Genomic DNA, 12,624 nt, shown 5'->3' on the forward strand with positions numbered 1-12,624 from the left:
TTAATGAAAATTTTGCCATTGAGGTTTCATATTCCAAAAGTAATTGTAATGAGAGGCGAATGATGTTGTTTTTGATAAGCGGTCTGTTAAAATATCCTTCGACTTTGCTCAGGACCAACCAAACGACAGTAGGTGAGGGTAGCCCCACCATAATGTTGACCAATAAATTTTATTCACTATATTTCCTGTACGCCTGCCTGTTCTACTACCTGCTAAAATTTACCGGCTTTTAGCAAAAGCCTGCTCATAGTCTGCAATCAGGTAGTCCGGGTCTTCGAGGCCTACATAAAACCTGATCATTTTATGGGCGCGATTGCCTGGATCGAAGTTTTCCGGTAAAATAGAGGCACAGCGGGGTATAGCCAGACTTTCATGACCACCCCAGCTTACAGCCATTAGAATATGTCGCAAGGATTCGCAGAAGGTTACAATCTGATCCATTTTTTCTGCCTTCATTACAACAGTAAATAATCCACAGGCGCCGCTCATTTGCTTTTTGGCCAGCTTATATTGGGGAAATGTGGGATCAAAAGGAAAGATAACTTCTTCTACCAGGGGATGTTTTTTCAGGTAGTCAACTACTTTGAGGGTGCTTTGTGATATTCGTTCTAACCGAACGGGCAGGGTACGCAGGCCACGTATCAGCAGCCAGGCATTAAACGGAGTAATGCCATTGCCCATGTTCAGCAATTCATTGTCGAAGATCTTCTTCATCATCTGGCGGGTGCCGGTCAATACGCCCGCTACCACATCGCTGTGACCGCCGATGTATTTGGTGGCCGATTGCAATACCATATCAATGCCCATGGCTACCGGTTTCTGAAACAGGGGCGTGCAATAGCTGTTATCACAAATTGTTATAATATTTTTTGACTTTGCCAGATCGGCCACGGCCTGCAGGTCCTGCAGTGCAAAATCCCAACTGTTGGGCGATTCAAGGTAAATGATCTTTGTATTGGGACGAATGGCCTGCTCAAAACTCTCAATGCGGGTACCATCGATATAAGTGGTGCTGATGCCAAAGCGGGGCAGGATGTTATCGAACATTCTTTGCGCCCAGGTATAGGGAGCACGAACCGAAACAATGTGGTCACCTGATTGTACATTCGAAAAAACGGAAGCAAAGATGGCGGAGGCGCCGCTGTTAAACACCAGGCAATCTTCTGCCTCATCGAGGGCGGCCAGTTTTTGCCGTAAAATATCCACTGTTGGATTTAAACCGCGGCTATACAGGTAGGTGCTAAATTCATCTTCGAACACTTTACGCAGATCGTCCACCTTTTTAAAAGCAAAATTGCTGGTTTGCATAATGGGTGGAGAAATGGCACGGAAATACTGCTCCCGATCTTCTCCCAGTTCATTCAAAATGTACGATAGATCCATCATGTGACTTTAGTTTGGTTGAGGAGATTTCTTGATTATGCGTAACACAAAATACAGTGCGAAAAAAACTGCGAATGTCAATGCGCTTACCCACGCCGCTTTTGGTGTATTGATCGCTATGCTGGTGCCTATAAACAGGTACGCTGCAATAAAGATCAGCGGTAACAATGGATACAGCTTCATGCGATAACTATTTTTCCCATTTCCACCTACTCCCCTTTTGCGCAAAATGAAAATAGTGCCTGCCGAAGTGGCCATACCAATCGAATCTAAAAAAATTGTGTGATTAAGGATTTCATCGAACGATTTGCCATAGAATAAAGTAATAAGGCTCAGCGCTGCAAATGCAGTCAGTGAAACCACAATTACATTTCTTTTTGCGCTTACTCTTTTAAATACAGCCGGTAATACGCCTTCATCACTCATTGCATACATAACACGGGGGTTACTCATCAACAATACATTTACATAGGCCAGCACAGACAGGAATAAGAGTACCGATAAAATGGTGAATCCTTTTTCCCCAAACAATTTACCGGCGAGTATGGCAGCTATGGATTGTGCTTCTTTTAGAGATCCAAAACCTATCACCTTGTAATAAGTGTAATTAATCGTAATATACAGCAACATTATGATAGCTATGCCAAAAAATATCCCTTTTGGTAAAATTTTTGACGGATTCTGTACCTCGCCTCCAAAATTTATCGTTTGTTGATAGCCGCCATACGTGAAACTAACGGCTACCAGACAGGCCCCGAACGCTTTTAAAATGCTCATGAAACCAGGCGCTGCAGCCGGGGCCTGGGTATACGTAGTGGCATAGTCGCCAGTAAATAAAGCGCTTATCAAAAAAACCACTACACCTATTTTTATCACCGTTAGTACATTCTGGGTGTGGGCACTCATTTTTAATCCCAGCAGGTTCACCCCATAAAAGGTGATCACCGCTATGGTTGATATAATGAGTTTGATGGTATTGATATTGCTGCTTCCTTTAAACAATACATTGGCCAGGTATTCTGACCCGATCAACGCCACGCCGGCCAGGGAAGCCGCATTAGACACCAGGATGATGCAGTTTATGGCGAAGGCGATGGATGGATGATAGCAATATGAAAATATCTTGTAATAGCCCCCGGTTACCGGTAACCTTGAACCTATCTCAGCATAGGTTAATGCCCCACATAATGCAATCAGCCCACCGATGATCCAGGCCAGAAAAAACATCTGGGCCGAACCTGCCTGCCGGGCTACATTTACCGGGGTACGAAAAATGCCCATGCCTATTACCAGGCTGACGACGATCATGGTGAGATCGAACAAATTTAAACGGGTGGTGGACTTCATTAGTGGAAGTTAATAATATTTTGCCTTTACCTTTAGGAACTAATTCAGGCAATGACGATGAAAAGCTGTATCCTTATTTTATTGGCAATTATTGCAGCCTGCCCGCTGCATGCGCAAAATAATCAATCAACCGACACCACCCGAATTTTACAGGAAGTAGTGGTAAAAGCTTATGAACAAAACCGGCAGTTAAAAGAAGTGTCGGCTGCCATCAATGTCATCAATGCCGACCAGTTAAAACGCTACAATAATACCAGTCTGTTACCCGCGCTGAATGCCACACCTGGCGTGCATATGGAAGAACGCTCGCCCGGCAGCTACCGGTTAAATATACGTGGCAGTACCCTGCGTTCGCCTTTTGGGGTGCGCAATGTAAAAGTTTACTGGAATGGAATTCCTTTCACCGACCCGGGTGGTAATACGTATCTGAATCAATTGAGTTTTTATAACGTAAACAGCATTGAGATACTGAAGGGGCCGGCCAGCAGTTTATACGGCGCCGGCACCGGTGGCGCAGTGCTGATCAATAGCCAAACCAATGACCGGCCGACCGGCATAAACCTGCATTACGGAACCGGCAGCTATAATCTGAAAAACTTAAATGCCCAGGTTACGCTGGGCGACAGCGATCAAAATAATACATTTGGCTATGCCCATCAAACCAGTGATGGTTACCGTGACAATACCCACATGCGGCGTGATGTAGTAACCTGGGAAACGCTGGTAAAAGCAAACGATAAACAACAACTGTCGGCCTCGGTGTTGTATGGCGATCTGTATTATCAAACGCCCGGTGGTTTAACGGCCGCCCAATACAAGGCCAATCCGCGTGCGGCCCGTCCGGCAGCAGGCGCCTTTCCCAGCGCCCAGGATGCCCAGGCTGCTATATACCAGAAAACATTTTTAGCAGGTATCGATCATCAATACCGGTTCACCGAAAACTTTCAGAATACGACGGTGGTGTATGGTGCTTTTTCCAATATAAAAAACCCCACCTTTCGTAATTATGAAAGAAGAAGCGAACCGCATTTTGGCGGCCGCACGGTGTTCACGTTAAACAAACAATGGCAGCAAAACAGTCTGCAGGTATCATTTGGCGGCGAAGGACAACGTGGCTTTTTCAACACCAAAACATTCAGGAATGCCGGTGGCAGCCCCGATACCGTTCAAACCGATGATGATATCGACAATTACATTTATTCTGGTTTTGTACAGGGAGATCTTCACCTCCGGGGAGATTGGTCGGTAAGCGCAGGAGTGAGCATCAATAAATCATCCATCACCATTACGCGGCTTACCGGGCCCGAAACCGGGAAGCTCAATGCCACCTTCAACAGTGAATGGGCGCCCCGGATCGCGATCTCAAAAAAGGTTATACCCGGACTGCTGCTGTATGCCAGTGTATCGCGCGGCTTTTCACCACCCGGCACTGCAGAAGTATTGCCCTCTACCAGCATCATCAATACCGACCTGCAGGCGGAGCATGGGTTGAACTATGAGGCTGGTTTTAAAAGCAGCTGGTTACAACAACGCCTGTATGTGGAAGTGAATGCATTTTATTATGAGCTGCGCAATGCGATTGTGCAACGTCGTGACGCCAGCGGGGCTGACTATTTTACCAATGCCGGAAGTACCAAACAAAGGGGCATTGAGTCACAGCTCAGCTATCAGCTTTTACCGCATAAGAACCGGTTTGTAAACAACGCCCGCATTTGGGTCAGCCATACTTATAATAATTTCCGCTACCAGGATTTTAAAGTGGTTACCACCGATTATTCAGGCAACAAACTGCCTGGTGTACCAAAACATATGCTGGCTGCCGGTTTGGATGTTACTACCCGCCCCGGCTGGTATATTAACCTTACCTGGTTTTACAACGATGCCCTGGCATTAAATGATGCCAATACCGATATGGCCAGTTCCTATAACCTGGCTGGTGGCCGTACCGGGTGGCGCACATCATTGAGTAAATCAGTTATGATGGAGGTGTTTGGGGGTGTTGACAACCTGTTTGATGTGACCTATAGCCTGGGGAATGACATTAATGCCACCGGTGGCCGGTATTACAATGCCGCGCCGGGACGTAACTATTTTAGCGGCGTTTTATTCCAGTACAGGTTTTAATGGCCCTTTAATGCCCTGATTGACAAATTACTACCTGGGGTGTTGCTTTTTATCAATGTATTAAAAAAATATATTGATGATAGGGCAACACCCCCTATTTTTGTTGCGTAATTGGTTTCTCCCGACATGTTGGGAGGATGAAAAGGGAAACCGGTGCAAATCCGGTGCTATCCCCGTAGCTGTATGTTCTTCGTGAATCGGCAATCGTGAATCGTCAATGGCTCATGCAATTTTTGCATACCGACTATTTGCTACCTGTTGATTTTCGATCATTGAGTTCCCATGCCACTGTTGTATAAAGAAAAACAACGGGAAGGCGCTCAGCATAGAACAAGCCAGAAGACCTGCCAGTTGCAAATTGCATCAACGAGCTTTCGGGTGAAAGGCCGGGATGAAATCAGTCTTTACTGCATAAGACCATTTCATTTCCTTTTGGGCTTCTTCCCGTAAGTTCATCCTGAACTTTAAAATATAATTATACAAAAACAACACACTATGTCAGTTTTGAAGATCAATCCACGGAATGCCGTATTGCTGCTCTTTATATTGGTAACAGCAGCTTTGCGTTTATTGGCCTTTACCGGTTGGGGCCCGCTCACCGTGTTCACACCCATTGGCGCTATGGCTTTATTTGGCGGTGCTTATTTTACTGGTAATGTAAAACCGTTTGCTTTTCCTTTGCTGACATTGTTTGTTAGTGACCTGGTATTGTCGTTCACCATTTACGCTCCATTCCGCGATGGTTTATTGTACACCGGTTGGTTCTGGACTTATGGCGCCTTTGCCCTGATGACCATTGCCGGCAAACTGATCATTCGTGATATTACTATCAAAAATGTTGTGATAGCTGTTATTGTGTCCACCCTCATCCACTGGCTGGTAAGTGATATTGGCGGCTGCCTGATTGATAATAAATTCTCTTTGACAGTGTATACACAACGCCTGATCACTGCCATCCCATACGAATGGCGATTCCTGAGCGGAACAGCAATCTATAGTGCCATTTTGTTTGGAATGTTTGAATGGTTGCAGAGACGATATACCTCTTTACAGACAGCGCATTAATTGTTTCAGGTTACAGGTTACAGGTTTCAGGGTATATATAAAAGGCCTTGTAACCTGTAACTTGAAACCTGTAACTGTCCTTCCACTTTCTCATTTCTTATTCTTTATTTCTAATTCTTCATTACTATGATTGCGTCTTCCTTTCTCCCAGCTGCTACAAAAATGATCTATGATATGGGTTTGCAACACCTGTTACAAGGCATTACGTTTGAGTGCCCGCACGAGGCATTGGCAGAAAAACAAAAAGTAGTACGCTGTGTACTGGAAGGCAATAACTACAGCAGCACGGAGATAGATAAGATATTTTCGGCTTCCAAAGCACAAGGCAAAAGCCTGTATTATGTAGATGAAGAAGTGCTGAAGGCCATTTCGCCCGACGTTATTTTCACGCAGGATGTTTGTGAAGTATGCCAGATCGATACTGCCTGCACCGCAGCCGCAGTAGCCAAACTGGAAAAACAACCCCAGCTGATACCGCTTACGCCCAACACCCTGCACGATGTCTTTAATACCGCTATTACCATTGCAACCGCCATGGGCAGCGAAGAAGCAGCTTATACTTACCTGGCTGCCTTACAAAAAAGAATTGACGCCCTCATCGATGCCTTGCGTTTGCATAAAGCACCGCCCAAACGGGTAATGGTAATGGAATGGCTGGCGCCCATTTACAATTGCGGCCACTGGATCCCTTACCAGATCGCTTTTGCCGGCGGTATAGATATGCTCTCGAACCCCGGTGGCGACAGCATTGTTACCATGTGGGAAAAGATCGTGAAATACGATCCTGAAGTACTGGTGATAGCACCCTGTGGTTTTACTATTTCAAGAACCGGGGAAGAAATTCATTTATTGACTGAGAAAAAAGAATGGGCCCAGCTTACAGCAGTAGGCAACAATGCGGTGTTCATGGCCGATTATGACCTGTTCACCCAACCAAGCGCCAGCACGTTAACGGATGGCATTGAATTACTGGCTGCTTTATTTCACCCTACCCTGTTCACCGTTCCTGCACACCTGCAGCATAAATACCAACCACTTCATCAACTAACACCGGCACATGTGTAAACATGAACAAAAAACCTGTCCGCGTTGCCAGGCCCCTTTTGAATGTAAAGTGGGCGATGTAATGCATTGCCAGTGTTATGGGATAAACTTCACGCCTGATGAAAAATCATTTATAGAAGAACGGTATACCGATTGCCTTTGCCGTAATTGCCTGCTCGAATTAAAACAGAAATACACGCTATTCAAGGAAAAATATTTTATTAATGGTAACACCCGATAAAGGGGGCCTCCCCCCAACCCCCTCCGGTGGAGGGGGAGGAATTATATTTATAACCGGGGGAGCGAGAAGCGGGAAGAGCCGCTATGCCCAGCAACTGGCCCTTCAATTGAGCAATAACCCTGTTTATGTAGCCACGGCCCGCCATTGGGACGATGATTTTGAAAAACGCATTCAACGCCACCAATCTGAACGAGATGAACGCTGGACAAGCATCGAAGAAGAAAAGCACATCAGTGGGTTGTCATTTTCAGGAAAAGTAATAGTGATGGATTGCGTTACGCTATGGCTCACCAATTTCTTTACTGATACCAAATATGATGTTGACGCCAGTTTGCAACAAGGCAAGCTGGAAATAGATCAGCTGGATACAACCAATAATACTTATATCATCATCAGCAATGAACTGGGTATGGGCATGCATGCCGAAACCGAGATCGGCAGAAAGTTCACCGATCTGCAAGGCTGGATGAATCAGTACATTGCGCAGAAGGCGAATAAGGTGGTGTTTATGGTGAGTGGGATAGCGATGGAAATTAAATCGTGAATGGTGAATGGTCAATGGTGAATGGGTTCCCTGAGTTTTTAGTTCTAAATAAATAGTAACATTCCGTGATGGCAGCTTTGATAAAATCTTATATGAATTGGAGCGGTGGAAAGGATTCATCGCTCTGTTTGCATTATATACAACAGGATAAACGGTACCAGGTTGATTGTTTGCTCACCAGTGTGAATGCAGCGCATGACCGGATATCGATGCATGGTGTTCGGCGATCTTTACTGGAAGCGCAGGCTGCCTCTATTGGGTTACCTCTGCATACCATTGAGCTTCCCGAACAACCAGGCATGCAGGAATATGAACAGGCGATGATGACGAAAGTGACTGCCTTAAAAAACAATGGCTATAGCAATGCCGTATTTGGAGATATCTTCCTGGAAGACCTGAAACGTTACCGGGAAGAAAAACTGGCCACGGTTGATATTCAATGTGTGTTTCCATTATGGAAAATACCAACCACTCAGCTGATGCAGGAATTCCTGCAACTGGGTTTTAAGGCCATCATCGTTTGCGTGAACACCAAATTCCTGGATCAAAGTTTTTGTGGCCGCATAATCGATGAATCGTTTGTGCGCGATCTGCCTGCTAACGTAGATGTATGCGGTGAAAATGGCGAATACCATTCTTACGTTTTTGACGGTCCTGTTTTTAAGCATCCCATACCTTTTACCAAAGGCGATATTGTATACCGCACTTACCAGGCGCCACAACAGGCACAGGACTCCTGTAACCCTATGGACCAGGCTTCGGAATATGGATTTTATTTTTGCGATCTCTTACCTGGTTGAATGAAAAATTAAAAAAACAGACAAATGAAAAGGGGAGAAGAACTAAAACAACAGCTTCAACGTACCATCGATAATAAAACAAAACCACTGGGAGCATTAGGAAGACTGGAAGAAATAGCCCAGCAAATTGGGTTGATACAGCATACGATAAAACCGGTTATTACACGCCCGCACATTGTTGTGTTTGCCGGTGACCATGGCATTGCGAAAACGGGTTTGGTGAACGCCTATCCACAGGAAGTAACGGCGCAGATGGTATTGAACTTTGTTTATGGTGGTGCAGCCATTAACGTATTCTGCCGGCAAAATCAATTAACCCTGAAGGTAGTGGATGCAGGTGTAAATTTTGATTTCACCTCCAACCCCATAGATGTGATCGATGCCAAAATAGGTTATGGAACAAAGAATTATTTGAACGAATCGGCCATGACCATTACAGAAGCAGAGCAAGCCATCGAAAAAGGACGATCGATCGTGCGCCAGCTGGCAGCGGATGGTTGCAATTGCATTGGTTTTGGGGAGATGGGAATTGGGAATACCTCCTCCGCCACCCTCATCATGAGCGCGATAACCGGCCTGCCCGTTGTTGAATTTACCGGCAGAGGAGCCGGTTTAAACGACGATCAATTACAGCAAAAGATCGACACGCTGCAACAGGTTTATGATAAACATGCATTGAATACCTTATGCCAACAACCTATTGACCTGTTATCCCGGGTTGGAGGCTTTGAGATCGCCATGATGGCCGGCGCCTATCTGGAGGCTGTTCACCTTAACATGATCGTGCTGGTAGATGGTTTTATTGCTACCGCCGCCATGCTGATTGCCAATGAAATTTTCAGGGTAACCAAACAACAATCGTCTGTACCCGGTTGGACCACGCTCATAGACCATTGTATATTTGCCCATATCAGTCATGAAGCAGGTCATGAAAAAATATTAAGACATCTGGGTGTTACGCCTTTGTTGCATCTATCCATGCGGTTAGGCGAAGGCACAGGCGCGGCATTAGCGATGCCTATGATCCAGGCTGCCGTTAACTTTCTGAATGAAATGGCCAGCTTTGAAAGCGCAGGCATAAGCAATAAGGAATAACTAACGAACCCATGAAGAAAGAAATTCGTATATTTTTTACGGCCATGATGTTCCTTACGCGGTTACCCGTACCGCGGTTCACCGATCATTCACCAGATTACCTGGAAAAATCAGTACGTTATTTTCCTCTGATCGGCTGGATAGTAGCCGCCCTTAGCGCGCTTCCCTTTCTTATTTTTAATAAATACATCAGTGAAGATATTGCGATAGCAGCATCTATCATCGCCGGTATATTAACCACCGGCGCCTTTCATGAAGATGGGTTTGCTGATGTGTGTGACGCCTTTGGCGGTGGCTGGACGAAAGAAAAGATCCTGCTGATCATGAAGGACAGCCGGCTGGGTTCGTATGGCGTAATAGGGATGATATCTATCCTCTTCTGCAAATTCTTATTGTTAAAAGAGCTGCCCAAATTCACCCCCGATCTGCAAGCGCCTTCTATAAATATTTTCTACAATTATCGTTACTTCTTATTGACGTTGTTCGCGGCCCATTCCCTAAGCCGGTTAATGCCCGTGCTGGTAATGCGTTATTATGAGTATGTAACCGATCCCGATAACAGTAAATCGAAACCCACAGCCGCTCAAAAACCAACATTCCCGGCCTTGCTGGTGCCCATTATTACCGCATTGATACCTTTTGTATTTATGCCCTGGCAATTTTTGCTGGCCACCATACCCGTGGTGTATATTGCATTCAGCCTGGCAAAGTATTTTAAGAAATGGATCGGAGGATACACCGGCGATTGCCTCGGCGCTATTCAACAGGTTAGTGAGTTGAGTTTTTATTTATGTATGATCATCATCTGGCGCTACGTTCTATGATCTATCTTATACGACATACCACACCGCTTATTGAAAAAGGCATCTGTTATGGCCAGTTAAATATCGATGTAACAGATTCTTTTGAAACAGAAGCCATCGAGATACAAAAAGTGCTGCCACCAGGCATTGAGCATGTGTATAGCAGTCCACTCATTCGTTGTCATAAACTGGCCAGCTTTTTATTTCCAGGTCATCCCATTCACCAGGAACCCCATTTGATGGAACTGGCCTGCGGAGAATGGGAAGGCGTGCATTGGGATGCCATACCGCCCCAAGTGATCGATCCCTGGATGAAAGATTTTGTAAACGTAGCCATTCCCGGTGGAGAAAGTTATATTCAAATGCACAGCCGGGTAACGCAATGTTTTACCCGGATAGCCGAAGGGCCTCACCCCGTAGCCATCGTTACACATGGCGGAGTTATCAGAAGCATTTTGTCGCATATTACGAACACGCCCCTGGTTGATTCATTTGGCGCCTTCCAGATCAGCTATGGCTGTGTAATGCAGTTACAGGCCACCCCATCAGGATTATTGTATGAAACCCTGCATCATGTCACTACCGAAAAGGAGCAGCATAAGCCAAGTAATTTTAAAAAGCAATAGTAAAGGGTAACTGAAAATGTATGTTCGTTTTTGTCAAAATATACAAAATCATCCATGTGTAACCGGTCCGCCGAAGGCATACAGGGGCGTTTTTCACCATTATTACGGTATTAAATATCAACCTTTCGGAGATTTGGCAATTTTAATGTAGATTTACCGCCCATTTAAGTCTCGTAGCAGGCCAAAAGTTCTTGAAATAATCGGTCTCGTAGTACAATGGATAGTACGCAAGTCTCCGGAACTTGATATTCCAGTTCGATTCTGGACGAGACCACTCTCACATGTTCATTTGAAGTAACGAAAGGTTAAGAGCCCGTATAAAATCTTGATTTTGTACGGTTTTTTTGGGGAGACAAAAAATACAATGCTCATTACAGTTGTCATCACATCTGCATTTTTGATCCCATAACGAGCTAAAAGGATCATCAGCGTTGAAAAAATAATATAGAAAATATTGTAGCTACCCATAGTATTTGCAGCTTATTGTGATAACGAAGCAGGTACCAGGTTCCAGATGATCGATACCATACCGGGTTTGCCGAAATCTGGTACCGCGGTCTCTAGAGCCACCCATTTAATACGGATTCTCTCAGGAGTTGGAATGAACTCCTTTTTTGATCTCATCTGGTTAGCCAACAGGTTGGCGACAGACCGGGCCCTCAGCTCACCCAACTTATCATTCCGCTCCTGGCCGTCAGTGGTGCTGGAACATACGATCACCGCCTTGAACTTTTCACGCGGGTGGTCGCCAAAGAACCTGATAATGCGTTGTGCAACCGGTTCAATTGCTTTTTTGGCTTCATCTATTTTTTCAGGAGGAATATTAAAACTATCTGCAGGGAAGAAGGTGGCCGTTTCGATCTGCGAATAGGTTGAAATATCGTACAGGTCGCCCAAAGTTTTAAGGTTGGTCAGGGTATTACTGGTAAATTGGCTGGTACGAAAGGCAAAAAGCATGATCTCTTCCTTGGCGCTTGTATATTCAAGTTGAACGGAAGCAGCAATCAGCATATCGATTTGTTGTATGGTTTCCGTCAGACTGTCAATAATCTCATTTCCAACATGAGCATCCACTTCATTACGCTTCACTTTTTCAGTTGTCAATTTAATGGAGCTGGTGACTTGCTCCTTAACCAGTTTTAGTGTTTCCCGGGTAGTTTGGGTTAAAGGGGATACACAACGAGGAGGGGTACAAGATGGGGCTTTTGACATACTCATAGCCATTAATCCCATGAAAATTAAGGTACGGATCATGGGCTTAAAGATAATATGTAAATGACAATCCTCAAAAGACCAGCGGCTCTTGCCAACCATGGTCGTTTATTGCTACTACCTATATACGCTTTTTATCGCTTAGCTATCTGCATATTGATTTTTACGCTTTTTTATTTTTGGCGACATAGGATGAAGTGGGATCAAGTCAAATCATTGAAGGATTTGTAGTTTTAAGACACTTATCAAAGTGTTGAAGAGAGGCAGAGCACCTCATATTGGGGAAATGAATTATTTTTTGACAACATCTGCTTATTGCGTGACAACATTAGCACATTGA

Annotated in this window: 12 protein-coding genes, 1 tRNA gene and 1 riboswitch; of the genes, 10 read left to right on the forward strand and 3 right to left on the reverse strand. The window is 44.9% G+C overall.

Going from position 1 to position 12,624, the window contains the following annotated elements; all coding sequences use genetic code 11:
• Window positions 1-219: 219 nt before the first annotated feature.
• Together ACJ751_RS25695 and ACJ751_RS25700 are read right to left on the reverse strand one after the other, a co-directional pair.
• The gene (locus tag ACJ751_RS25695) at window positions 220-1,386 is read right to left on the reverse strand and encodes a trans-sulfuration enzyme family protein (RefSeq protein WP_407748396.1); all 1,167 of its coding nucleotides are present in this window, start codon (window positions 1,384-1,386) and stop codon (window positions 220-222) included.
• 6 nt (window positions 1,387-1,392) lie between these two features.
• Window positions 1,393-2,730 carry an APC family permease gene (locus tag ACJ751_RS25700; RefSeq protein WP_407748397.1) on the reverse strand — a complete coding sequence of 446 codons (1,338 nt, stop codon included), beginning with the start codon at window positions 2,728-2,730 and terminating at the stop codon, window positions 1,393-1,395.
• Between the two features lie 57 nt (window positions 2,731-2,787).
• Here ACJ751_RS25700 and ACJ751_RS25705 point away from each other — a divergent pair, with 57 nt between their 5' ends.
• From ACJ751_RS25705 to ACJ751_RS25750, 10 genes are all read left to right on the forward strand, one after another.
• Window positions 2,788-4,854, forward strand: coding sequence for a TonB-dependent receptor (locus ACJ751_RS25705; protein ID WP_407748398.1), 2,067 nt, complete (start codon window positions 2,788-2,790; stop codon window positions 4,852-4,854).
• A gap of 95 nt (window positions 4,855-4,949) precedes the next feature.
• Window positions 4,950-5,221, forward strand: a riboswitch (cobalamin riboswitch).
• A 128-nt stretch (window positions 5,222-5,349) separates the two neighbouring features.
• Window positions 5,350-5,919 (forward strand): DUF6580 family putative transport protein, encoded by a 570-nt coding sequence (locus tag ACJ751_RS25710; RefSeq protein WP_407748399.1) that lies wholly within the window; start codon window positions 5,350-5,352, stop codon window positions 5,917-5,919.
• Between the two features lie 126 nt (window positions 5,920-6,045).
• Entirely contained in the window at window positions 6,046-6,984 is a 939-nt protein-coding gene (locus ACJ751_RS25715; protein WP_407748400.1) for an ABC transporter substrate-binding protein, read from the forward strand.
• Complete coding sequence (locus ACJ751_RS25720) at window positions 6,977-7,204, forward strand: cysteine-rich CWC family protein (protein ID WP_407748401.1); 228 nt, start codon at window positions 6,977-6,979, stop codon at window positions 7,202-7,204. Before ACJ751_RS25715 ends, ACJ751_RS25720 begins: the two co-directional genes overlap by 8 nt.
• Complete coding sequence (locus ACJ751_RS25725) at window positions 7,188-7,748, forward strand: bifunctional adenosylcobinamide kinase/adenosylcobinamide-phosphate guanylyltransferase (protein WP_407748402.1); 561 nt, start codon at window positions 7,188-7,190, stop codon at window positions 7,746-7,748. Before ACJ751_RS25720 ends, ACJ751_RS25725 begins: the two co-directional genes overlap by 17 nt.
• Window positions 7,749-7,840: 92 nt before the next feature.
• Window positions 7,841-8,548 carry an ATP-binding protein gene (locus ACJ751_RS25730; RefSeq protein ID WP_407748403.1) on the forward strand — a complete coding sequence of 236 codons (708 nt, stop codon included), beginning with the start codon at window positions 7,841-7,843 and terminating at the stop codon, window positions 8,546-8,548.
• A gap of 24 nt (window positions 8,549-8,572) precedes the next feature.
• On the forward strand, window positions 8,573-9,643 hold the full coding sequence (gene cobT / locus ACJ751_RS25735; protein ID WP_407748404.1) for a nicotinate-nucleotide--dimethylbenzimidazole phosphoribosyltransferase: 1,071 nt from the start codon (window positions 8,573-8,575) through the stop codon (window positions 9,641-9,643).
• Between the two features lie 11 nt (window positions 9,644-9,654).
• Window positions 9,655-10,467, forward strand: coding sequence for an adenosylcobinamide-GDP ribazoletransferase (locus ACJ751_RS25740; RefSeq protein WP_407748405.1), 813 nt, complete (start codon window positions 9,655-9,657; stop codon window positions 10,465-10,467).
• Window positions 10,464-11,072, forward strand: a complete 609-nt coding sequence (gene cobC / locus ACJ751_RS25745; protein WP_407748406.1) for an alpha-ribazole phosphatase family protein — start codon at window positions 10,464-10,466, stop codon at window positions 11,070-11,072. The genes ACJ751_RS25740 and cobC overlap by 4 nt, the downstream gene beginning before the upstream one ends.
• A gap of 202 nt (window positions 11,073-11,274) precedes the next feature.
• A tRNA-Arg gene (locus tag ACJ751_RS25750) sits at window positions 11,275-11,346 on the forward strand.
• Between the two features lie 206 nt (window positions 11,347-11,552).
• Here ACJ751_RS25750 and ACJ751_RS25755 read toward each other — a convergent pair.
• Entirely contained in the window at window positions 11,553-12,326 is a 774-nt protein-coding gene (locus ACJ751_RS25755) for a hypothetical protein (RefSeq protein ID WP_407748407.1), read from the reverse strand.
• Window positions 12,327-12,624: the final 298 nt, after the last annotated feature.

Origin of the sequence: Niastella sp., from assembly GCF_045805085.1 — a bacterium.
Classification (GTDB): Bacteria; Bacteroidota; Bacteroidia; order Chitinophagales; family Chitinophagaceae; genus Niastella.

Excerpts from the sequence above, each read along its gene's own strand:
- ACJ751_RS25695 (WP_407748396.1), bottom strand. The coding sequence starts at position 1,386 with ATGATGGATCTATCGTACATTTTGAATGAACTGGGAGAAGATCGGGAG.
- ACJ751_RS25700 (WP_407748397.1), bottom strand. The coding sequence starts at position 2,730 with ATGAAGTCCACCACCCGTTTAAATTTGTTCGATCTCACCATGATCGTC.
- ACJ751_RS25705 (WP_407748398.1), top strand. The coding sequence starts at position 2,788 with ATGAAAAGCTGTATCCTTATTTTATTGGCAATTATTGCAGCCTGCCCG.
- ACJ751_RS25710 (WP_407748399.1), top strand. The coding sequence starts at position 5,350 with ATGTCAGTTTTGAAGATCAATCCACGGAATGCCGTATTGCTGCTCTTT.
- ACJ751_RS25715 (WP_407748400.1), top strand. The coding sequence starts at position 6,046 with ATGATTGCGTCTTCCTTTCTCCCAGCTGCTACAAAAATGATCTATGAT.
- ACJ751_RS25720 (WP_407748401.1), top strand. The coding sequence starts at position 6,977 with ATGTGTAAACATGAACAAAAAACCTGTCCGCGTTGCCAGGCCCCTTTT.
- ACJ751_RS25725 (WP_407748402.1), top strand. The coding sequence starts at position 7,188 with ATGGTAACACCCGATAAAGGGGGCCTCCCCCCAACCCCCTCCGGTGGA.
- ACJ751_RS25730 (WP_407748403.1), top strand. The coding sequence starts at position 7,841 with ATGAATTGGAGCGGTGGAAAGGATTCATCGCTCTGTTTGCATTATATA.
- cobT (WP_407748404.1), top strand. The coding sequence starts at position 8,573 with ATGAAAAGGGGAGAAGAACTAAAACAACAGCTTCAACGTACCATCGAT.
- ACJ751_RS25740 (WP_407748405.1), top strand. The coding sequence starts at position 9,655 with ATGAAGAAAGAAATTCGTATATTTTTTACGGCCATGATGTTCCTTACG.
- cobC (WP_407748406.1), top strand. The coding sequence starts at position 10,464 with ATGATCTATCTTATACGACATACCACACCGCTTATTGAAAAAGGCATC.
- ACJ751_RS25755 (WP_407748407.1), bottom strand. The coding sequence starts at position 12,326 with ATGATCCGTACCTTAATTTTCATGGGATTAATGGCTATGAGTATGTCA.